General features: G+C 37.8%; 24 protein-coding genes. 8 read left to right on the forward strand and 16 right to left on the reverse strand.

From position 1 onward, the window contains the following. Positions 1-62 precede the first annotated feature (62 nt). From GQR54_RS05170 to GQR54_RS05200, 8 genes are all read right to left on the reverse strand, one after another. On the reverse strand, positions 63-1,460 hold the full coding sequence (locus GQR54_RS05170; protein WP_197192714.1) for a sigma-54 dependent transcriptional regulator: 1,398 nt from the start codon (positions 1,458-1,460) through the stop codon (positions 63-65). Positions 1,461-1,469: 9 nt separating this feature from the next. Continuing rightward, on the reverse strand, positions 1,470-1,844 hold the full coding sequence (locus tag GQR54_RS05175) for an Hpt domain-containing protein (RefSeq protein WP_166376753.1): 375 nt from the start codon (positions 1,842-1,844) through the stop codon (positions 1,470-1,472). 108 nt (positions 1,845-1,952) lie between these two features. Next, the gene (locus tag GQR54_RS05180; RefSeq protein ID WP_231609322.1) at positions 1,953-2,765 is read right to left on the reverse strand and encodes an EAL domain-containing protein; all 813 of its coding nucleotides are present in this window, start codon (positions 2,763-2,765) and stop codon (positions 1,953-1,955) included. A gap of 424 nt (positions 2,766-3,189) precedes the next feature. Continuing rightward, on the reverse strand, positions 3,190-3,480 hold the full coding sequence (locus GQR54_RS05185) for a hypothetical protein (RefSeq protein ID WP_166376754.1): 291 nt from the start codon (positions 3,478-3,480) through the stop codon (positions 3,190-3,192). Between the two features lie 652 nt (positions 3,481-4,132). Further along, the gene (locus GQR54_RS05190; RefSeq protein WP_166376755.1) at positions 4,133-6,943 is read right to left on the reverse strand and encodes a PAS domain-containing hybrid sensor histidine kinase/response regulator; all 2,811 of its coding nucleotides are present in this window, start codon (positions 6,941-6,943) and stop codon (positions 4,133-4,135) included. A gap of 15 nt (positions 6,944-6,958) precedes the next feature. Further along, a complete protein-coding gene (locus GQR54_RS19535) occupies positions 6,959-7,099 on the reverse strand; it encodes a hypothetical protein (protein WP_346766072.1) in 141 nt (46 codons plus the stop codon). 127 nt (positions 7,100-7,226) lie between these two features. Next, positions 7,227-7,484, reverse strand: a complete 258-nt coding sequence (locus GQR54_RS19540; protein ID WP_231609323.1) for a hypothetical protein — start codon at positions 7,482-7,484, stop codon at positions 7,227-7,229. Positions 7,485-7,562: 78 nt separating this feature from the next. Then, a complete protein-coding gene (locus GQR54_RS05200) occupies positions 7,563-8,600 on the reverse strand; it encodes a response regulator (protein ID WP_166376756.1) in 1,038 nt (345 codons plus the stop codon). 257 nt (positions 8,601-8,857) lie between these two features. Here GQR54_RS05200 and GQR54_RS05205 point away from each other — a divergent pair, with 257 nt between their 5' ends. Further along, on the forward strand, positions 8,858-9,121 hold the full coding sequence (locus GQR54_RS05205; protein WP_007585470.1) for a GrxA family glutaredoxin: 264 nt from the start codon (positions 8,858-8,860) through the stop codon (positions 9,119-9,121). Between the two features lie 160 nt (positions 9,122-9,281). Beyond that, complete coding sequence (locus tag GQR54_RS05210) at positions 9,282-11,147, forward strand: DEAD/DEAH box helicase (RefSeq protein WP_166376757.1); 1,866 nt, start codon at positions 9,282-9,284, stop codon at positions 11,145-11,147. A gap of 198 nt (positions 11,148-11,345) precedes the next feature. On the opposite strand, the gene GQR54_RS05215 is transcribed toward GQR54_RS05210, so the two are convergent. From GQR54_RS05215 to prmB, 8 genes are all read right to left on the reverse strand, one after another. Then, entirely contained in the window at positions 11,346-11,621 is a 276-nt protein-coding gene (locus GQR54_RS05215) for a YfcL family protein (protein ID WP_002962183.1), read from the reverse strand. Further along, positions 11,618-12,781, reverse strand: a complete 1,164-nt coding sequence (locus GQR54_RS05220; protein WP_166376758.1) for an ATP-NAD kinase family protein — start codon at positions 12,779-12,781, stop codon at positions 11,618-11,620. Before GQR54_RS05220 ends, GQR54_RS05215 begins: the two co-directional genes overlap by 4 nt. Further along, positions 12,771-13,325, reverse strand: a complete 555-nt coding sequence (locus GQR54_RS05225) for an elongation factor P hydroxylase (RefSeq protein WP_166376759.1) — start codon at positions 13,323-13,325, stop codon at positions 12,771-12,773. Before GQR54_RS05225 ends, GQR54_RS05220 begins: the two co-directional genes overlap by 11 nt. A 336-nt stretch (positions 13,326-13,661) precedes the next feature. Further along, on the reverse strand, positions 13,662-13,904 hold the full coding sequence (locus GQR54_RS19545) for a hypothetical protein (RefSeq protein WP_166376760.1): 243 nt from the start codon (positions 13,902-13,904) through the stop codon (positions 13,662-13,664). A 62-nt stretch (positions 13,905-13,966) separates the two neighbouring features. Then, complete coding sequence (locus GQR54_RS05235; RefSeq protein WP_024593902.1) at positions 13,967-14,614, reverse strand: glutathione S-transferase family protein; 648 nt, start codon at positions 14,612-14,614, stop codon at positions 13,967-13,969. A 106-nt stretch (positions 14,615-14,720) separates the two neighbouring features. Then, a complete protein-coding gene (locus tag GQR54_RS05240; protein ID WP_024591638.1) occupies positions 14,721-15,098 on the reverse strand; it encodes a DUF4112 domain-containing protein in 378 nt (125 codons plus the stop codon). A 119-nt stretch (positions 15,099-15,217) separates the two neighbouring features. After that, positions 15,218-16,315, reverse strand: coding sequence for a chorismate synthase (gene aroC, locus GQR54_RS05245; protein ID WP_166376761.1), 1,098 nt, complete (start codon positions 16,313-16,315; stop codon positions 15,218-15,220). 64 nt (positions 16,316-16,379) lie between these two features. After that, on the reverse strand, positions 16,380-17,315 hold the full coding sequence (gene prmB, locus GQR54_RS05250) for a 50S ribosomal protein L3 N(5)-glutamine methyltransferase (protein WP_166376762.1): 936 nt from the start codon (positions 17,313-17,315) through the stop codon (positions 16,380-16,382). A 152-nt stretch (positions 17,316-17,467) separates the two neighbouring features. On the opposite strand from prmB, the gene smrB reads away from it, so the two are divergent. The 6 genes from smrB (at position 17,468) to GQR54_RS05280 (ending at position 21,381) form a co-directional block, all read left to right on the forward strand. Beyond that, on the forward strand, positions 17,468-18,025 hold the full coding sequence (smrB, locus tag GQR54_RS05255; RefSeq protein ID WP_007377742.1) for an endonuclease SmrB: 558 nt from the start codon (positions 17,468-17,470) through the stop codon (positions 18,023-18,025). Positions 18,026-18,052: 27 nt separating this feature from the next. After that, positions 18,053-18,982, forward strand: coding sequence for an AEC family transporter (locus GQR54_RS05260; RefSeq protein ID WP_166376763.1), 930 nt, complete (start codon positions 18,053-18,055; stop codon positions 18,980-18,982). 300 nt (positions 18,983-19,282) lie between these two features. Then, a complete protein-coding gene (locus tag GQR54_RS05265) occupies positions 19,283-19,741 on the forward strand; it encodes a hypothetical protein (RefSeq protein WP_166376764.1) in 459 nt (152 codons plus the stop codon). A 72-nt stretch (positions 19,742-19,813) separates the two neighbouring features. Then, a complete protein-coding gene (locus tag GQR54_RS05270) occupies positions 19,814-20,416 on the forward strand; it encodes a DUF2589 domain-containing protein (RefSeq protein WP_166376765.1) in 603 nt (200 codons plus the stop codon). Between the two features lie 29 nt (positions 20,417-20,445). Continuing rightward, entirely contained in the window at positions 20,446-21,105 is a 660-nt protein-coding gene (locus tag GQR54_RS05275) for a DUF2589 domain-containing protein (protein WP_166376766.1), read from the forward strand. 54 nt (positions 21,106-21,159) lie between these two features. Further along, complete coding sequence (locus GQR54_RS05280) at positions 21,160-21,381, forward strand: hypothetical protein (protein WP_166376767.1); 222 nt, start codon at positions 21,160-21,162, stop codon at positions 21,379-21,381. Positions 21,382-21,549: the final 168 nt, after the last annotated feature.

A 21,549-nucleotide genomic window follows, 5' to 3' on the forward strand; every position in this document is an offset into this window, starting at 1 on the left:
TAGAGTTTAGGGTAACTTTTATTAATTCAACCTAAAATTGTAATTAAAAATCTATTAAAGCTTTAAGACCATCCCTTTATTTTTCTATAAATGGTAGATGCACTTACCCCTAAATAAGCAGCAGCAAGAGGAATGTTGTCTTCGCAGCTTTTGATTGCGTTTTCAATAGCCCTTTTTTCAACTTGCCATAAAGGTTCTATATCGTGAACCGACATAGGAGATAATTGAACACTCTGATCGTTTGTATTGTGAATTGACTTAGCTGAGCTAGAGTGTTTTACAGCGCCTAGACCAAATGAATTTGGTAGCATATCTTTTTCTATTACATCGGCATCATTAATAACGACTGTATTTTCAATTACATTTTGCAGTTCGCGTATATTTCCTGGCCAATCGTAATTACAAAAAAGCGTCTTAACTTCATCAGAAAAGCCAATAAAATGTTTAGCGTTACTATCGCTTTTTTGTTTTAAAATATACTCAGCGAGCAGTAAGATATCGTTTCCGCGTTCTCTTAGAGGGGGTAGCTTTACGGGGATAACATTTAAACGATAATATAAATCTTCTCTAAAGCGCCCTTCTGCTACCTCTATTATTGGATTTCTGTTGGTTGCACATACCAAGCGAACATCGCTGTGTAATACTTCGCTGCTACCAACCTTGCTAAATATGCCGGTTTGTAAAAAGCGTAATAACTTAGCTTGTAAGTTATGCTCCATTTCACATAATTCATCTAGAAATAGCGTACCGCCGTTAGCCACTTCAACAGCGCCCTTTCGATCGCTTAACGCCCCACTAAACGCACCTTTAACATGACCAAAAAATTCTGATTCAAATAACTCTGCAGGGATCGCAGCACAGTTTATAGCAATAAATGGCCCTTTATTTCTGGGGCTTGCATCATGAAGGGTTTGTGCACAAACTTCTTTACCGGTTCCACTTTCACCTGTAATAAATACGCATGCTTTGCTTCTAGCTGCGCTATCTAGCAATCTAAAAACGGTTTTCATTGCGAGAGATTCACCAACAAAATCTTGGCTTTTATCATTGCTTTCAACCAAAGGTTGTACTTTAGTTTGCTCTTTGGGTGTTAACGCGCTTTCTACTGAGCTAATAAGTCGCTGACTTGTGAAGGGTTTTTCTAAAAAATCGAAGCCACCTAAACGCATAGCTTCCACTGCAATATCAATAGAACTATTTGAGGTGATCATGACTACATTAGCAGGATTTTTTTGTTTATTTACAAATTGTAAAACTTCAAGCCCACTTATATCAGGCAAGCATACATCTTGTACTATCACCGCAGGCATTTTTTCTTTAATACCGACCAAAGCAGAATATCCATCTGCGAAATGCTTACATTCAAAACCTACTTGCTCTAGCTGACTTGCGTACAAAGCACCACTTGCGATGCTATCCTCAACAATATAAACAAGGCCTTTACCCATTGTATCTGACACGGCTTTCTCCTAGATAGCTATACTCTTACTCATTATTTGATATGCATCTCGGGTTTTATCCACGTTATGCTTAATAACAAGCGCTGCGTGCAAATTTTCTTCTGTAGTTGGTGGTGGTGAATCGTGTAACTGTGTTGCCAATGCAGCTAGAGGAGCGGCTCCATATAAAGCAGCCGAGTTTTTCAAAACATGCATTATTTCTCTAATTTTTATAATATCTGCATTACTAATTGCCGTATCTAATTGGTTTGCCATAGTAACTAATTCATCGATAAATAAGTTTACTAATCGGGCTAAAACACTTATTCCAACATCCTTTTCAAGTTGAATTAAAACGTTTAGATCTGTAATACTTTTATCGATAAACTGCTCTGATATAGGCATAGATGACCTTTGTGTAAGTTAAAGCTTCGTACACTAGTAAAATGTAATAGTTGTAGTTTAAGAGTAATTTATTTTTTGCATTTTGCAAATCAAAATGAATATAAACAATCATAGAGCCCAGGTATCAATACTTTTTGTTAATGTTTGCGGCTTATCGAGCAAGTACCCCTGAGCAATATCACAACCAAGTTGTTCTAATATTTGTAATTGCTCATTCTCTTCAATGCCTTCTGCTACAGTTTGTAAGCCCAATCGCTGAGCCATCGCAATAATTGCACTACATAACGTAAAGTCTTCATTATTAGTTGCAATACCACTTACAAAACTGCGATCAATTTTTAAACCATCAATATCAAATTGACGAAGTAGACCTAAAGACGCATACCCAGTGCCAAAATCATCAATCCACACCTTTACGCCTTCTTTATGGAAGTTTTCAAACGCCTTAGCTATTTTATCAGGACTATGAATGAGCGCTGTTTCTGTTAATTCTACTTTAATAGCCTGTGGTGGTATTTGGTACTTTTCTAGCAAAACCATTACTTTTGAAAACACATCACCATCTAAAATTTGTACCGGTGAAATATTTAAAGAAACAGCAATATCTGTCATACCAAAATGTCGCATCTGCTTTAAATCAGACAAACATTGCTCAAAAATCCAGTCACCTAATTCTAAAATCATTCCTGATTGCTCTACATGAGGGATAAACTCATCAGGGCCTACGATACCAAAGCGCGGTGATTGGCACCTTATTAGCGATTCAAAGCCGACCAACTTACCCGTTCCTAATGATACAAGCGGTTGATAAACCATTTTAAAATAATTATTTTGCATTGCATCCGACATGATTCTCTCTAACTCATGCCATCTTGCGAGATTGACTGTGCTTTCTGATTCTAGGTACTTAAATGCATTCATGTTTTGCTCCGATTCTCACTCTTAGTGACTTATGTAATCAAGAGCAAGTTACAGACCATTTAAAAAGTAAAAGCGTAAAAATAAAAACAGTAAATTCAAAAGGTTAAGTTTAGTTATTTGAGTGTTTAAATTTTTCCATTTTATTTGCATTTTGCAATTCAATTTACAATGCACCTAAATTAATAAATGAGAGCTTACTCAAGCCCAAACAGCACAGAGAAACCAGTTAATAATTGTTGGCTAAAAGTAAGGATTAGTAATTGAAAATAAGTATAAAGAAAGGCTTGATAAACTAATTAGGTTACGCACAGCTTGAATTAAAAAGCGTACACGTAATTTTAAAGCTAGGGATAAAAAGTTAAAACGGTGGTAGGAAACATAAAAAAACGCAGGCAACAATAAATAGTTACCTGCGCAAAAGTCTCTAGTTTGAAAGAGTGTCGTTATTTTCGTTTTTAGGGGCTGTTACATGTTGTGCATAGTTAGTATTTTGCGAGTCAAATGTATTACTCATCGACTGTGCATTTTCAACATCAGCTTGTGTAAAGGTAATCGGCTGTATGTCCGTTAACGGCTCTACAGAATCACTACCGCGCAGAACTGTAATACCTATTACTAAGGTAGCTACAAGCAAAATAGACAAAACCATGATTTCAGGTGTAAGTACCCAATTATTACTTTTAGGTTGTTGTTCGGCTTTTGTATTTGTTTGCATATTGCACCTCTTAAAAATTTAACTAAATTGTCTTGATTTGATATTTAATATGTTGCGAAAGCCGTGCCAACTAAACAAAAACAAACGAAAGATAAAATAAACAACAAAATCAAAGTATTAAAAAAATTAAAAATGTAATTTAGAATCCAAAAATAATTTGTAACGTTGTATTTTTATTTTGAATTGCAATTTGCGAATCAAATTGAAAAACTATAATAAAAACACTCATTAAATACTAAAAAATAAATTTAACTTACTCCTAAAATACTAGGTTAATTTTTTCGTTTATCAAGTTTTATGCATCACAAACCCATTTTTTATATTAGGGTCTGTTGATCTTTGCGGATTGAAATTTGTTCAAACTAGAGGCGGTTTAATCGCGGCGCGTGGTTTGTAACCTAGCGGGCTCGGTAACTGCTCCTGCGCTACCCCCTACTGGCTTACATCCATGTAAGAATAAGTAAAAACCGACCAACAAAGAGTAAATAGCCCCTAGGAAGAACCCTTTCGGCAGCGCCTGTTTGGCATTAATGCTTCGTTATCGCCCATTTATGGGGAATAACCACACTGCATACGCTCTGCCTGGCCTAAATGCCAAACAGACTGCTGCAAATTTAACCCTGAAAGTTCAACAGACCCTAGCCTTCATTGCTCAGCTCAGCTTTTCCCACACTTGCGCTAAACGAATGAGCTTTAAATGCTTAGATTCAATAGCCTGTTTTGGTGCATATTTATCAAGCAATAAATAAAGTATTTCACTTACAATTGGTTTAGCTAAATAATCATTCATCCCCGCTTCAATAAATCGCTCTTTATCACCATGAATCGCATTTGCAGTGAGCGCTATTATAGGGGTGGCTATACCTAACTTTCTGATTGCTTTAGTTGCAGAGATCCCATCTAGTATTGGCATTTGGATATCCATAAAAATAATATCAATTTTATTGTTTTTAGCCTTGGTTATTGCCTCTTGCCCATCACTAGCGATATATACCCGACAACCTTTTTGCTCTAAAAACTGTCTTATTACTATTTGATTATTAGTATTATCTTCAGCAACCAATACATTGGTCCCATTCAACTGAGTTAACCCTGAAGGGCTTTCTAAGGCTTCTTTTTGTTCACGATTAGTAAATATAATATCTAAATGAAATAACTGCTCTTCCAATAAACTAATTGCTCGCGGTACATGCGATACTTTAAAAGGGCCATTTAACCTAAGCTCTCTGTCGTTAAGATTTTGCGGTAATAAGCTTTCACCTAATAAGTCTAAGATAAGTAAACACGGTGAATTAAGAGAGTTATATGTATTTATACACTCGCGTGTTTGGGCTAGCATTGGAGGATCAGTTAATACAATTGCATCAGGAAAACTATCATACTCAGGGATATCTGGGCATATTTCATAGTGATCAAAAGCGATAGAAAACCGAGTGAGTGTGTGCTCCAACGCGGTTTTTAAAATTTGGTTATGTCCTACAATCCATACTCTTGGCTTTTTACTTCGTGCTGCAAACCCTTCTCTCAATGTTGAGTCGGTTGTGTCTATTTGTAACGGGTAATTAACGATAAACTCACTCCCTTTATTGAGCTCAGAGTTAACCGAAATATCTCCCCCTACTACATCACAAATTTGCTTACATATCGCAAGGCCTAAGCCACTACCACCATGTTTTCGGGTAATTGAATTATCTGATTGAATAAAAGGCATAAACATACTTTCTATTTTATTTTTTGCGATTCCCATTCCTGTGTCTTTTACTGATAAATGAAGATTTAAATTATTGGCTCCAATGTAAGTACATCTAACGGTCACCGTTATTACGCCTTGCTGAGTAAACTTAATCGCATTGGCTAATAAATTAATGGCTATTTGCCTTATACGTGCATGATCACCAATTACTTGAGCGGGGACATCAGGGTAAAAATCAAGAACAACCTCAAGCCCTTTTTGCAAAGCACTTTGGGTAATAATATCTACTGCTTCCTCAATACACGTATCTATACTAAATGGTTGATTATCGAGTGTTATAGCTTGTGCTTCAAAACGCGAATACGTTAATACATCGTCCAATACACTCAGTAATGCATCAGAGCTTGTTTTAATCATTTGTGTGTAACGCATTTGCTCAGAAGTTAAACCGGTATGATGCAAAATATCTGCAGAGCCAATAACGGCATTTAATGGCGTGCGAATTTCATGGCTAATATTTGCCATAAATCGGCTTTTAGACTCAGCTAATGTTTCTGCCTGATGTTTAGCTTCAAGCAATATTTGCTCGCTTTCAATACGTTCTTGTATATCAACAAGTGTTGCGGCAATAGATAACAAATCGCTTTCGTAGCCACCCACAATGGGAGTAAGTGTCATTTCAACCCAATTATTTATCCCTTGTGCATTAATCAAACGTATATCAAAGCGACGTATATCACGCTTACCTTGTTTATAATCAAGCAGAGTGTTACTAATTTTTTCTACATCTTCTTTTGCTATAAACTTAATTATAGGTAAGCCAAGGCTCTCATCTACATTGCTATGTAAGACGCGTTGCCATGCTTGATTTATAAATAATAAATTGCCAAATGTATCAAGGCGTAAAACAATATCAGGAATATTATCTACAACAGAGTGGTAGTTATATTCTATCTCTGCCATTGCTTGTTCAGCTTTAACTCGCTGCGTAATATTAGTTTCTATAGCGATAAAATGCTTTACTTTACCTTCATCATCTCGCACTGGGTTTGCATCAATAGCAACCCAATAAACGTTACCATTCTTATCGTAATTTGTAGTTTCAACTTGAAAAGGAAGCCCATTTTTTACAGCGTGAGACATAACCTTACGACTCTTTTCACATGTTTTTGGCCCTTGTAGCAATTGACCTGGGCTAGTGCCTATAACCTCATCACAGGTGTAGCCTGTAAGCACTTCAAAACTATTGTTAACCCACTCAATCACACCAAACTTATCTGTAATAATTACTAAGTTATTTGTATGGCTCGCAACAAGCGATAAACGTTTAACATATTTTTGCTGTTGCGTTAGCAAAAATTGAGAATCTTTATGACGTTGAATGTCATAGAACGAGCCTATAAAGCCGCTTTTTTCGTCATAAACTAACCTTAACTCAAACCAGTTCATGAGCCCGGTGCTGCTTTTAATTTGTATTTCTACACTGGGAGCCTGCTTCCCTTCTAGTAAACAACAGCTATATGCAACAAAATGCATAATATCATCGTAATTCATTAACTTAGTAATATTGGAGCCAATTAATGAATCGTTTGAGTAACCTAGTTTTTTCTCCCAAGCTTCATTGATGTAAGTGAGATTTAAATGTTTATCACACTCAAAAATACACTCATCTAAAATAGCTAATAGCTTTGCTTGACGTTGATTACTATTGGAAAGTTTTTCAACTAGTGCATATTGGATTTGAACTTGTAGCTCATCATTATTATTCATGGTCTCTCTAATACTTCATAAAAATATTACTCTCACAAACTCGTGTATAAAGAGAGGAACCTTTTCACAGTAGAATGTTTGTTCAAAAGGAGTGCGTCTCGGTGTGCAGACGCTTAAAATAGTGACATTAGAACCAAATGCAACAGCAGTGCGCACAGTTGAATCAATACAGATAGAAGACACAGTACCCGCTAAAATTATATTAGTGGCCCATGTTTTTTAATGTTTTCGGCTAAACCTATATGTGTAAAAGCATTTAAACCTCTTTTCCCTAGCACCACTTCTATAATATTACTAAAAGGTCTAGCTGCTTAATAGTTTGAGCGCCGTACGAACCCGTTTTAAATGCCCCCACCGCAATGGCTTTTAATATACCAATTCGATTTTTCAGCTCGCTGTAGTTTTGCGTAAAGTGAATGGGTGTATTAACAACTAAAGCAAATTGCTCTGCACATAAGGTCAATAAATAGAGTGTATTTTTTACCATGCCAGTAATTTTTGATGACTCTTCAACCGCGTCATAAAAAATGCCTTTTGGCAAAAAAAATTGTTTTGAAAACCAATTAAAATAAATGCTATTTTAGAGAAATTATCCATAACTCTCTCTTTATTAATCAATTTAAGAGGCTAACTGCCAAGGTTTAATAAATTTCTCAAGTACCGCTTTTGTCACTGGCTTTTGTAAATAGTGAGTAATTCCTTTATCAAATAACTCAGCTATTTGCTCATCGCCTGTTAACCCCGTTAAAATAACTTTAGGAGTATCGTTATTAGGTGTATTTTGCCTAACTAATTGCTGCGCCACATCGCTACCAAACATTCCTGGCATACGCTCATCTAAAAGTAGTAAGTCAAATTGCTCATTTTGAGCAAGCGTTAATGCACTAGCACCATTTTCTGCACACGTTACTAAGCAGCCCAGCATTTCAAGCATTACTTTTGTAGCAATTTGGCTCGGTAAGCTGTCGTCTGCAACTAATACCGATAAACGTGTTTGTGTGTGAAATGTTGTTAAAATAGTAATTAAGTCGGTATCAAAAAATGGCCAGCCTAATATTTTTTTAGAGAGTTTATGAGCTTGGCTCAGCTCATAAACATCGTTAATAGAGCACAACTTTATATGTGTATTTAAGCTGTCACTATTTAATTTATCAATTAATGCGTCACCACTAAGATGGCGTAAATCCTCGAGCTGTGCAGACTCTCTAAGCGTGCTATTGAATAATTTAAAATTTAGACCAAAACGGTAGTGAGTATCAGCTGACATTTTTAAACAGCTTTTGAGTAACGCCTCGCAATCAGTTAAAACGTCTACATTTTGTCTAATATCAAGCGCTAAACTAACAGATTTTTTAGTTACTAAAAGCCCGTGAAAATCCAACGTATTTACTTGTTCAGAATCATCAACCTGATAGTGAATACTAACCCCATGAATATTTTCTTCGAGGTTAAGTAAAAAGCACTGCTTTACAGCTGCTAGCGCCGGAATAAGAAACTCCTCGCATTGTGCAATCATTTGCTCAGGCGGAATTTGCAAACAGACATAGTTACATTGCAATTTGTTGATCAAGGTAATAGAGAAATTTCGACTTTGGGTTTCACAATATTTACCTATTACCCCTTGGATAATTTCTAAAACGTGACTATTGATATTCATAAAGTATTCTCGTTGACCCAATGTATAACTCTAGATTATCAAGTTATGTGCCATAAATTAATTCTTGTAAACACACCTGCATTCATAGACTTAAGTATTAGGCGAACAGGGCTCTGATTTGTTATTCGCATTTTGCAAATCATATTGCTATGCATAATATGATTTATGTTTTTATTAGAATGGTGCAATCGATTTTTTCCGCTTTAAATAATTTTTCAATCATTTAAACTGATATTAATCAAATTGAGGAGAAAACTATGTTAACCGTAATTTTTGGCCGTGAAGGCTGTCCATTTTGTGTTCGTGCGAAAGATGTTGCTGAGCAATTATCAAATGAACGTGATGACTTTAAATTTCGTTATATCGACATAATTAAAGAAGGCATTAGTAAAGCCGACCTTGAAAAGTCAGCGGGTAAGCCTTGCCCTACTGTTCCACAAATTTTTGTAGACCAAAATCACATTGGCGGATTTACCGAATTTGAAGCTTACGCAAAAGAAAACCTAGGCTTGTACAAATAAGCTTTGTATTAAATATGTTAACCAGTTTAATAAACCCTGCATTGGACTGGTTAAATTTCATCCAACATCAAACACATACAAATTAGTTTCAATTTATACAAGCATTTGCCTCGCGAATCCTATATAATGCGCGCCTCTTTAAATTCGTTGAGGCGTATTAATGTCAGAACCAGTCACGTTTGAATCTCTAAATCTTTCTCCTGCAATTTTGAAGGCAGTTGAAGAGTTGGGTTACAAGACACCATCTGAAATCCAAGCTCAATGTATACCGTTATTGCTAGAAAGAAAGGACGTACTGGGACTAGCTCAAACGGGTACAGGTAAAACCGCAGCATTCGCACTGCCATTGTTAAATAATATTGACCCGTCTGTAAAACAGCCGCAGATCCTTGTACTTGCACCTACACGCGAGCTTGCGATCCAAGTTGCTGAAGCATTCGAACAATTCTCTAAACACATTCGTGGTGTTGAAGTATTGGCACTGTATGGTGGCCAAAGCTACAGCATCCAATTAAGCGCACTTCGTCGTGGCGCACAGGTTATTGTTGCAACACCTGGTCGTTTAATCGATCACATTAACCGTGGTACTATCAAGTTTGATGCTTTACAAGCACTTGTACTCGATGAAGCCGATGAAATGTTACGTATGGGCTTTATCGATGATGTAGAAAGCATCATGGAAAAAACACCGCGTGAAAAGCAAACATGTCTTTTCTCTGCAACCATGCCTAAGCAAATTCAAAACATCAGTAGCCGTTATATGAATAACCCTGAACAGGTTCATATTTCTGCGCGTAACTCAACAGTATCATCTGTAGAGCAGGTTTTTTGGAACGCTAGTGTACATAAAAATAAAGCAATTGTTCGCTTTTTAGAAGCTGAACAATATGAAGGTGCCATTGTTTTCGTACGTACGCGTAACGATACAGTACAACTTGCTGAGTTATTAGAGCGCGAAGGTTTTTCTGCAGCTCCACTTAACGGTGACATGAACCAGCAAGCACGTGAACGCACTGTAGAACGCTTAAAAAGCGGCATGCTTAATGTTGTTATTGCAACAGATGTAGCAGCACGTGGTCTAGATGTTGACCGCTTAAGCTTAGTTATCAACTACGATATTCCACAAGATTCTGAAGCCTACGTTCACCGTATTGGTCGTACAGGTCGTGCTGGTCGTACTGGTAAAGCAATTTTATTCGTAAAACATAACGAACGTTATTTACTTAAAAATATCATTCGCCATACGAAGTCTGAAATTGCACAAGTTGAATTACCAACTGCAAAAATCGTTGAAGAAAAACGTATTGAAGCGTTACAAGCAAAATTAACTATTGCGCTTGAAAACAAAGATATAATGTTCTTCAATGACGTAGCAACTAACATGGCTGAAAAACTTGACCTTCCTCTTGAAAGCTTAGCGGGTGCGTTACTGTGTTTAGCACAGCAACAGTCTCCGATTAAAGTTGAAGAAGTTAAGATTCAACCTCGTGAACGTAACGAGCGTAACGATCGCAACCCACGTAGTAACGACCGCAATGATCGCGGTGGTGACCGTGGGCGTCGTAACGAACGTGGCGGCGAACGTGGTGGTGAACGCGCTGAGCGTAAACCTCGCGAACGTAACAGCCGTGATGCAGGCCCTATGGATACTTACCGTATCGAAGTAGGTCGTGAACACGGTGTTCAGGTTAAGAACATTGTTGGTGCTATCGCTAACGAAGCTGACATCTCAAGCAAGTTTATTGGTGATATTCGTTTACACGACAATCACAGTACGGTTCAATTACCGCAAAATATGCCTAAAGATGTACTTGATCATTTCCAAAAAGTGTTTATTTGTAAACGTCCTATGGGCTTAACAATTACACAAGATCAAGGCCCTGCTGAGCCACGTGCAGAACGCTCTGAGCGTCCAGCTGGTGACAAAAAGCGCACCTTCAGTAAAGATAAAGACGACAGCCAACGCGGTGATAAGCGTACTGGCCCTCGTAAAGAACGTCGCCCAGTAAGCTTCACAGCTAAATAAGCAACGACTCTTTAATAAAAAAACCTTGCCACGAAAGTGACAAGGTTTTTTTGTGTCTGGGATAAACTCCCGCTTACCACATGTTAAGCCAATAAACAGTAAGCCTTTGCGTCGCGCACATAAAATAAAACCAAGCTAAAAATAAAAAACACGATCGCGCTAAGCAAGTCGTGTTTGTGTGTTGTGCTAAAAGAGCTGTTAAGCGAGGGCTTTAACTTCTTCCCACAAGCGTGCAACTAATGTCTTATCTTCTTCGTTAAGCTCACCATTACGATACGCTTTAACTAAGCTCTGCTCTACAGTTTCGTTTAGCTCATCTATACTGATTGTCAGCTTTTCTACTTCGGCATAACCAACTGCAAGATCAAAATGACCTCGTAAATAGCCGCCTGCAAATAACTCATCGTCAGTTGCTTTTATTACTAAATCATCGAAGTACTGCTGGGCTGCATCGATATAGTTCACTAAACTCATTTATTAATCTCCTGGTTTTGCAAAGCACCTGTATTTTCAAGGTTTTGGTGCCCTACTGCATACATAATATGGTCGTTAAATCCGGTGGTTACTTTAATATAACCCGTTAATTCATCATCTAATTCGCCATCGCCTGTATCACAAATAAGGGGGCGACCATTAAGCGCTTGTAGTTTTGTTTTAGTTGCTACTACAATAATGTTTTCTTTTCCAATTGCGCGTATAAGCGCAGGGCTCAATTGCTGATTACCACGGCCAAATATATGCCCTTGCCCGCCAATGAGCGTAATGACTAACTTAGTACTTTGCTCATGAGTAAGCTCAAGTAATTGCTTAGCCGTTAAATCTTGAGCAACTAAGGTTTGATCTTTTATTAAATCAACGCCAAGCAACGTATTCTCAAGTCCCATTTCTTCCATTATGGCCTCAACCGTTGAGCCGCTACCCATTATATAAAATGTGTCTTCATCCATTTGCGATACAATATGCGCAGCAATGTCGGCAAGTACGAGTTCGTCGGTTTCTTTGCCGCCATTTTTAACCGCTTGCATATAGCGTACTTCGCTAGGTGTTTGCATTTCGCCGTAGCGCTTTGCTTTTACTGTGCCTTGTCTAAAGGCATCTTCATCTATATCCATTACATCTGCATCAGCTAAGGTAACTAACTCCCCCTTAACCAGCATTTCGACTACGCGCCCTGCAGCTTTTGGTGTAATAGCGTAAACACCAGAGTGAATTTTACAGCCTGCAGGAATACCAAGTACGGGAATGGTATCCTCTATTGCATGGCAAATATTACGCGCTGTACCATCGCCTCCAGCAAATAAAACTAAATCAACACCAAAGTCTTTAAGTACTTTTGCTGCTTGTTCTGTGTCATCTGGGGTTGTTATTACTGCAGAGTTGTATACAACCTCTACATTAAAGCCCAAGGCTTTTGCTGTTTGCTCACCCATGTCACCGTTAACGGTGTAAATGGTTAAGCGTTCTTTATAAGGCAATAGCACTTCAAGCGCTGCTTTTGTTCGGCTATTTGCTTTTGGTTCTGCACCTAATTCGATTGCTTTAGCGGCTGTGTGTGCGCCATCACTACCTTTTAAAGCAACTGTTCCGCCTAAACCCGCTACTGGGTTTACAATTAAACCTAATTTAAACGCCATTACAAAGCTCCTTCGGATGTTGCCAATTAAATTGCTGCGCTGTTAATGGCCACTGTGTATTATAAAAATCAGAGAGTGCTTTTAAAAGTGACTCTGTACGAGAGTTAAAGCCATTTTCGATTAACGATAATACACGTGCATGTACTCGCTGCTGAAAATCAAACCGACATGTTTGCTCGCCGTTTAAGTTATCCACCGACACATTAAAATTAAACCCTGCTGCGGTGCTTAATAACCACTCTATAGCTTGAGGCTTTACTTCTACGTTTTCAAACTCAGCTTGTTTTTGTTTGTCGCGCCCATCAGGACAATACCAATAGCCGTAATCTTCTAATAAACGACGTTCATCGCCTGCAACCAACCAGTGTGCAACCTCATGTAATGCACTAGCATAAAAACCATGCGCAAATACAACTTGGTGATATGGCACGTGCTCTGTTGCTGGTAAATACACAGGTTCAAAATTGCCTTTTATCAGACATGTATTATGACTTTGATAAAAAGTGCGTTCAAAAATTGAAATTAGATCAGCTATTTGATGCATAAAATTAGGCTAATTTTTCTCGGTTGCAGCGCTATTTTGCGCAGTAAAAACGAGACGAATTGTACGGGCTTTTACAACTAAAGTAAAAATAAGGCGTGATAGTAAAATATAAGCGGACTAATCTTTCACTTTATTGATATTTTTAATAATACCTAAACAGTAAAGAGTATTACCAAGTTTTTTACGCTGTGTTTTTTCACCTGAGGTTTTATTGGCTAAGCTAGTTAACATATCGTACCGTTTACGTAGAGTTAGTATATATCTGGCATGTCTACGGCATTCAAAGCAATGAGTACAGTGTGAATCGACCCAAAATCTTAATGTTTCAAACCAATATTACTGCTCTTGAGCAAAAAAAATAAATGCCTTAGAGCAAGTCCCGCACTTCTCTTCAATATCAACATAAAGTGCCCGAGGATAAATGGCATAGTTTTGCTTTTTTATATCAGCCAATATTACCGTATTAGGGAAGTATTTAAGGCTCGAGTAACGCCAGTGCGCATTCTCTATCGCCTCTATTGTCACTGGGGTATTGGTAGTTATTGGTGTATTGCCATACCTTGGGTGATTTAGATACATGAGCTGCCTAGTTTAAACTTATGATTTTAAGGCATAAAACATGCCATATAAGAAAACAATAATTATACAGGCGTTCCTGCTTCATCACACTCTACTATGTCGGTCTCGGTTAATGCCTGAGTGATCCATGCTTGCAATACTGGGCAGCGCATAACAAAGTCACAATATTGCTGTGCCTCTGGCGATAACGTAATTTGATAGGTTTTTAAGCGCAGTACAACAGGCACATACATGGCATCAGCAATACTAAAGTCACCAAAAAACCACTCATTTGGAAACACATCTTGTTGCTGTGCAAATATCTCGTCTATACGGGCTATGTCTTTTAGTGCTTCGCTCGATAGGTCTACTTTACGGGTTGCTCTTATATTCATTGGCATTTCACTGCGCAGTGCCATAAAGCCTGAATGCATTTCAGCGCTTAGCGCACGCGCTTTAGCTCTTTGGGTAATATATTTTGGCCATGCAGCGCCTGATAAGTAAGCATCGTTAATATATTCACAAATTGCTAGCGAATCCCATACCTGTAAATCGCCATCAATTAACGCTGGGACTTTTTGCAAAGCAAAGGTCTTTTTTAGTTCATTGTAAAAGTCGGGGGTGTCGAGTACCAGCTGGGTTTCACTAAACTCAACATCAAATTTACTCATTAAATACCATGCACGTAATGACCAGCTAGAGTAGTTTTTATTACCGATAAATAATTGCATATTGTAGATACCAAAGTGAATAGACGCTCCTACCTTACTAGGTGATTTAACAACCAACAACATTTTGTTTAAAGTCTCTTTGCTAACTGTTACTTAAAGCTATTAATTACTCACTCAACTGCTTGTTTAAATGCTTTTTTAATAGTTGTGTATTACGCGTGTTAGCTTTAAAAAAGGCATCAAAAATATCACCAAAAAATGGCACTAAACCGCCCACAAAATCTATGAGCATATTGATAATCATCTTAGTTTTTATACGTTTACTCACACCTAAACGCTGGGCTTCTATCAGCACATAACTTGATAAAATTAGCCCTGCGGCATCACCTATAACGGGAATTAAACCAATCACAGCCTCCAAACCTATATTAAATTTAGTAAAAGGAATGCCAATGCTGCTATCAGTTAACTTACTGAATCGCTCTAAGCGGGCTATTGCAGCTTGGGCTTTTATTTGTGAGTGTTCATTAATATTATCGTTCATGATTGCTACCCTCCTTCTTGCAGTATATAGGGCTTACTTGAACAACTCCTGAAAGGCTTTAAACTAAATTACAGACATAAAAAAACGCGGTAATCCGCGTTTTTTATAATTATAAATACTTACACAGAGCCGTTGATTGGCCCGTGTTTGTGGTTTACATGTGGATTTTGTCCGCGTTGACGCAGTAAATGATCCATCAGTGTAATGGCCATCATTGCTTCAGCAATAGGCACGGCACGAATGCCCACACACGGATCGTGACGACCTTTAGTGATCATCTCTACCGCTTCGTTTCTTGTATTAATGCTGTTACCTGGGATGGTAATGCTCGACGTTGGCTTTAGCGCAATAGAAGCAATAATGTCTTGCCCTGTCGAAATACCGGCAAGTACGCCACCCGCATGGTTTGATGTAAAACCTTCAGGGGTTAACTCGTCACGATGCTCAGAGCCTTTTTGCTCAACTACGTCAAAGCCATCACCAATTTCAACGCCTTTAACTGCATTAATACTCATTAATGAGTGTGCAAGTTCGGCGTCAAGGCGGTCAAATACTGGCTCACCAAGACCTACAGGTACGTTGCTTGCCACTACTTTTACTTTAGCGCCAACTGAGTCACCTTGCTTTTTAAGGTCACGCATATATTCGTCAAGCGCTTCAAGCTTACTTGCATCAGGGAAGAAGAATAAGTTATTTTCAACTTCATCCCAATCAAACGTTTCCGCCTTAATAGGACCTAGCTGGCTTAAGCATGCTTTAACTTCAATACCATGAAATTGCTTTAAGTATTTTTTAGCGATAGCGCCTGCCGCTACGCGTATTGCGGTTTCACGTGCAGACGAACGACCGCCACCACGATAATCGCGCAGGCCGTACTTATGCCAATACGTGTAATCGCCATGACCTGGGCGAAATACATCTTTAATTTTGCCGTAATCTTGCGAACGTTGATCGGTGTTTTCAATTAATAAACCAATGCTAGTACCTGTGGTTTTACCTTCAAAAACGCCTGCTAATATTTTTATTTGATCGCTTTCGCGGCGCTGCGTTGTATAACGGCTTTGGCCTGGTTTTCGGCGATCTAAATCAATTTGTAAGTCGGCCTCTGTGATTTCAAGACCTGCGGGAGTACCATCAACAACGCCGCCTAATGCAACGCCGTGGCTCTCACCAAAGGTGGACACTTTAAATAACTGTCCAATGCTATTACCTGCCATTAACTTTCCTCATTCCTAATGACTACCAATAGCCAAGCACACGGCTTGGCTATTCATTTTTTACTTATTTTACAAAATACTCATCTAGCTGCTTTTTGCTAATTACAAATACACCTAAGCCGCCTTGTTCAAATTCAATCCATTCAAACGGCGCGCCCGGATACAGTGCATCCATATGTACCATAGAGTTACCAACCTCTACAAATAACAAACCGTTATCAGTTAAGTGTTCACTCGCTTCACTTAAAATAGTACGGGTTACATCTAAACCATCGTGGCCTGATGCTAGCCCAAGCTCTGGTTCATGATGAAATTCACGTGGCAGATCAGCCATATCTTCTGCATCAACATACGGTGGGTTTGCAACTATTAGGTCGTATTTTTGACCTGGCACACCGCTAAATACATCAGACTGAATGGGTAACACACGATCGTTTAACATGTAATCGTTAATGTTTATGTCTGTGACTTCAAGCGCTTCATACGATATATCTACCGCATCAACTTGGGCCTGCTCAAAAGCTTGCGCAAGTGCGATTGCGATACAACCCGACCCCGTACATAAATCTAATATGCGGTTAACCGATTGTGGCTCTTCAAGCCAGGGGGTAAAGCGATTACTAATAAGTTCAGCAAACGGTGAGCGAGGTATAAGTACACGTTCATCCACATAAAATGGCATACCCGCAAACCACGCTATGTTTGTTAAGTAAGGGACTGGTGTGCAGTCATTCATACGCTCTGCAATAAGACCCGCAAGTCGGTTTTTTTCTGTGCTTGTTAAACGCGCGTGCATTAATTCTTTTGGCGCATCAACAGGCAAGCTAAGCGCAGGCAGTAATAAGCTTACAGCTTCATCCCATGCGTTATCTGTACCGTGTCCAAAAAATATACTACTACTTGCAAATTGGCTTGTAGTCCAACGTAACCAGTCATGTAAAGTTGACAGTTCTGCAACGGCTTCTTCGAGTGTTGCTTCTTCTATTTGTAAATCGCTCATATATTTTTACCTGTATTAGCTTACTGACTGTTTTGAGTCTTTAAGACGATTGCATTGCCTATCTGCGCTGGGCAAATTACAATTGCCCCTCATTTAAGTATTGTACCGCCTTTTGCGCTGCGTTTTTACGTTTTTTTGTTTAGGTAATAGTTATGAAAAAAGACACTCCATCACATTCGTCCCTAAGCAATGACGACATAAGCTTATTTCGTCAAACGATCACAGGCGCCAAAGTATTTAAACAAGATACTCATCGTTTTGATACAAAGCCTAAGGTGTCACAAGCTAAGCAATTTGCCCAGCAAAAAAAGCAGGCTCAATCTGAATTTTTCTTCTCAGACGTTTATATTCCCGATATAGACACCCACGGCACGGTTAAATATGTAAAACCTGGCCAAGATACCTTCCTAGCTAAACAGCTTCGCCGTGGTGACTTTGCACCCGATTTGACGCTAGATTTACATGGCTTAAATAAAGAACTTGCTAAAGATGAACTCGCTGGACTCATTCACGAATGTAAAAAGCAGCATTACTATTGTGCATGTGTAGTGCATGGTATTGGTGGCGGTGTACTAAAACACAAAGTACCGCAGTATTTAGTACAGCACCCTGACGTAATAGCGATGCACCAAGCCCCTCTCGAATATGGTGGAAGAGGCGCTGTACTTATTTTAATTAATTTACCGCAAAGTGATGAATTTAGACGCTAACTTTAGCTATTACTAGGATGTAACTACGTGCATATTTTTTCAATTATTTTTCCGCTCATTTTTATTGTTGCGTTTGGTTACAGCTGTTGCCGATTAAAATTTTTCGAAAAGCAGCATATTGCAGGCTTAAGTAAATTTACTTTTTATATTAGTTTGCCTGCTTTTTTATTGTTAAATATGTCGCAAATTAACTTACAGCAAAGCATTAGCCTTTTTGCATTTTTGAGTTTTTACATACCCGTTCTGAGCGTGTTTGGGGTGGGTATTTTAATTGATCGCTTTTATTTAAATAAAAAGTATTTAAAAAATTACCAACAACACGGCGTCTTTGGACTTGCTTCTAGCTATTCAAATATGGTGTTAGTGGGTATTCCTATTGTTATTGCATCGCTTGGCAAAGAGATGATAGCCATTGCGTTTATGATCATTACTTTTCATAGCACATTGTTATTTGCACTTACTTTTTTAATAGGAGCTAAAGGCAGTAGCGATAAATTTTCGTGGTCGCACTTTGGAAAAAGTATGGTGTTAAACCCAATAGTACTAAGTATTGGATGCGGGCTTATATTAAACATATTAGGAGTAACATTGTTCATCGACTTAGCAAATAGTTTGGAGCTATTAGCTAAACCAGCAATTGCCTGTGCGCTATTTGTACTTGGTGCAAATTTAGCTTTTTATAAAATAGCTGCAAATTGGCAACCCGCGTTAATAGCATCAATTTTAAAAATATTTTTATTGCCTGCGCTAGTTTTATTGGTAGGTACTTATCTATTTAAACTAGACACGCAAATACTTAATGTATTGGTACTTTTAAGTGCGTCCCCTGTTGGCGTAAATGCTTATCTTATTGCGAATCAAATAAAGCAGCATGAAGCCACTCTTGCTGGGGCTGTCGTGCTTTCTACTATTTTAAGTGTTATTAGTTTTACACTTTGGCTGACTATATTGTTGTGACAAAATTAAAACTATGCGCTTTAACTCTTTTTAAATTAATTTTAGTAACTTGACCATAAATACATATACCTAACCTTAACCAGTTAGGATATAACAAAACATTCCCCGATCTAAAACCCATCATAAAGCACTGCAAAAAAAATAAAAAACAATTAAAACGAAAAAACTAACAAGATGTTAATTTCATATGAATCATTCTTATGTCCTTATTAGCTCCTGAAAACTACAAATAAAGAAACCCGTACAAGACTTTAAAGGTAACGTCTTTGAAGTGTACCCCTTCAGTTGGAGTCGCAAAGGATGCATTACGAAATTTTTGGTGCAATTTATACGAATAAAATAAATCATATGAATGAGTTATATATTTTTTATGAAGATTATAAGGTTGAAGTACTTGCCAGGCTGCCCTTTTTCTTATCCGAACTTGTAGAACTATTCACTGCCAATGAGTTTTATGATTTTATAGAAAAGCACGGTGGTAAAAAAATTTACTTAGGTAAACATAAGTCAAAATTAGAAATGAGTTTAAAGATAAGTTTAACAGAATCTCATTACCGAAAACTTTGCTCTCTTGCTGACTCATCTGGCTATATTGAAATTCCAAATAGGTGGGGCATATTTAGTTTACTTAGAAAAATAGCGTATGAGAATTCAATAAAAAACGGCATGGCAAACGATGAACTAATCAGAGTATTTGGCATTAGTCAGCGCACTATATCGACAGCAAGGAAAAGGATAGCCATTTCAAAACAATCATAAGATCAACTCTTATTAACTTATCTTCTTTTAATACCTATAACTGACATAACAAAGTCACAACGGAATACAAAGATGATTAAATTTAGATCGCTTATACACGAACTTCACTCAAGCATTAAGCAAGCCGCTAATGAGGTTGAAGCTCAAGGTATAAAACATATCAATAAGTTTTTTGAAATTGTAGAAATACCCATTGAAAACGTAACTGATCTTGATGATGAATCGATTCAAAAAGTTAAAACATTTATCGATAGTGATGATACAGAGTCAGCGCTTAACATTCTCAAAAACCACAATGAAAAACTAGCATCTAATAATCAAATTCGACGCGTACTTAAGCCCAAAACAATGCAAATGGCCTTCCCAGATAAGGACCATAATGGACCTAAGATCAGCTATGTTGATGTACCTATTATAACTCTGACACCAATCAGCTCACAAAAAATACACGAAGTTAGCATAAAAGCAAACCTAGAAGTAACTGCTAACGATCAAAACGAATTATTTGTCGCATTTCCAAAGCAAACTCAAAGAGGTATTTTTTCTAAATCACAAGAAAGAAGCACTTCTAATGTGGAAATCGAAATAAAACTTCAAGGAGGTGAAACTCCTGAAGGCCTTCAAAAACTTATTGAGGGCTATGAGCGTTCACTTAGGGCGCAAATTCCTGGGTAAAAAACGAACATTAGAAAAAGGATACTATAATGGAAAATTCACTAGTAAGTATGGCTCAACAATTTTCAGGTTTACCAATGAAATCTTTAATTGGTGCTCCTTTAAATGCAGCAGCTGATGCCAATGCAAACATGGCAATTACGCAAACGCAGTTTTTATTAGAAACTTGTTTTCAACCAATCGATGATAAAGATAAAGAAGGAGGTGTACGTAGACCTATTATGGTCAAGCTTGAAATTACTCGTCCTGTTATTAATCAAGATACAGGTGAGTCATCAACGCCTGCAGTCTCTACTTTAAATTTACCTATTTTAACTATTTTACCGTTAAACTCGCTTGCCGTTAAAAATGTTGATGTTAGTTTTGAAATGGAAGTGAAAAGCTCTTATTCACACGACACTGAAAAGTCAGATAGCCAGAGTGGAGAAGCTAGTGGTAGCTTTGAAGCTGGTTTTAGCTATATGGGATTTTCTGCCAAAGTAGAGGGATCCGTTAAATCAACTAGCCAGTCATCATCCTCAGATAAAGAGCACTACGAAAAGTCAAATTCCGCTAAATACACCGTAGCAGTTAATGCTGGACAGTTGCCACTTCCTGAAGGAGTAACAACAATAATCCAGGCATATACGGCAGCTATTCAGCCTATAATGATCAAAAATCCTAAAAATGAGGATACAAAACCTGGATAACAACTCATAAGCGCCTTTTAATAAAGGCGCTATTTAAAACATGTAGGAACTACTATGAATTTAACAAATACCATTAACTGTCCTCACTGTCAGCATTCTAAAATTATTATTAGTATTGAAGCCTTATGTGCAGGAGAAAAGTTTTGCTGCCAATTATGTAATACTGTAATTAGCTTAGCGGCAGAAGATAGAGTTCAAGTAAAATCCGCCAGTGAAAAGTTACAATCTAGCTCTGCAATAGGAAACTGTAATAGCGATTATGCTAAATTTAGTTAATAGTGCCTACATTTTATGTGACTTCTTTTAACCTCTCTCATTTATATACAATCCAATCTTAAAGTTGATCTCAATAGTGGAATCAACTTTTAATATTTCTATTGAACGCCTCTGCAATGCACTACATAGCTCATTGAAAATCATATGAACCACTCTTATACCTAAAAT

The organism is Pseudoalteromonas sp. Z9A4 (assembly GCF_011378845.1).
GTDB classification, from domain to species: domain Bacteria; phylum Pseudomonadota; class Gammaproteobacteria; order Enterobacterales; family Alteromonadaceae; genus Pseudoalteromonas; species Pseudoalteromonas arctica.

Bases quoted from the DNA above. Each gene is read 5' to 3' on its own strand.
- GQR54_RS05200 (WP_166376756.1), bottom strand. From the start codon at position 8,600: ATGAATATCAATAGTCACGTTTTAGAAATTATCCAAGGGGTAATAGGT.
- GQR54_RS05270 (WP_166376765.1), top strand. From the start codon at position 19,814: ATGATTAAATTTAGATCGCTTATACACGAACTTCACTCAAGCATTAAG.
- GQR54_RS05180 (WP_231609322.1), bottom strand. From the start codon at position 2,765: ATGAATGCATTTAAGTACCTAGAATCAGAAAGCACAGTCAATCTCGCA.
- prmB (WP_166376762.1), bottom strand. From the start codon at position 17,315: ATGAGCGATTTACAAATAGAAGAAGCAACACTCGAAGAAGCCGTTGCA.
- aroC (WP_166376761.1), bottom strand. From the start codon at position 16,315: ATGGCAGGTAATAGCATTGGACAGTTATTTAAAGTGTCCACCTTTGGT.
- GQR54_RS05175 (WP_166376753.1), bottom strand. From the start codon at position 1,844: ATGCCTATATCAGAGCAGTTTATCGATAAAAGTATTACAGATCTAAAC.
- GQR54_RS05220 (WP_166376758.1), bottom strand. From the start codon at position 12,781: ATGGCGTTTAAATTAGGTTTAATTGTAAACCCAGTAGCGGGTTTAGGC.
- GQR54_RS05265 (WP_166376764.1), top strand. From the start codon at position 19,283: ATGCATTACGAAATTTTTGGTGCAATTTATACGAATAAAATAAATCAT.
- GQR54_RS05275 (WP_166376766.1), top strand. From the start codon at position 20,446: ATGGAAAATTCACTAGTAAGTATGGCTCAACAATTTTCAGGTTTACCA.
- GQR54_RS05205 (WP_007585470.1), top strand. From the start codon at position 8,858: ATGTTAACCGTAATTTTTGGCCGTGAAGGCTGTCCATTTTGTGTTCGT.
- GQR54_RS05240 (WP_024591638.1), bottom strand. From the start codon at position 15,098: ATGAACGATAATATTAATGAACACTCACAAATAAAAGCCCAAGCTGCA.
- GQR54_RS05215 (WP_002962183.1), bottom strand. From the start codon at position 11,621: ATGAGTTTAGTGAACTATATCGATGCAGCCCAGCAGTACTTCGATGAT.
- GQR54_RS05210 (WP_166376757.1), top strand. From the start codon at position 9,282: ATGTCAGAACCAGTCACGTTTGAATCTCTAAATCTTTCTCCTGCAATT.
- GQR54_RS05185 (WP_166376754.1), bottom strand. From the start codon at position 3,480: ATGCAAACAAATACAAAAGCCGAACAACAACCTAAAAGTAATAATTGG.
- GQR54_RS19545 (WP_166376760.1), bottom strand. From the start codon at position 13,904: ATGTATCTAAATCACCCAAGGTATGGCAATACACCAATAACTACCAAT.
- GQR54_RS05280 (WP_166376767.1), top strand. From the start codon at position 21,160: ATGAATTTAACAAATACCATTAACTGTCCTCACTGTCAGCATTCTAAA.
- GQR54_RS05225 (WP_166376759.1), bottom strand. From the start codon at position 13,325: ATGCATCAAATAGCTGATCTAATTTCAATTTTTGAACGCACTTTTTAT.
- smrB (WP_007377742.1), top strand. From the start codon at position 17,468: ATGAAAAAAGACACTCCATCACATTCGTCCCTAAGCAATGACGACATA.
- GQR54_RS05235 (WP_024593902.1), bottom strand. From the start codon at position 14,614: ATGCAATTATTTATCGGTAATAAAAACTACTCTAGCTGGTCATTACGT.
- GQR54_RS05190 (WP_166376755.1), bottom strand. From the start codon at position 6,943: ATGAATAATAATGATGAGCTACAAGTTCAAATCCAATATGCACTAGTT.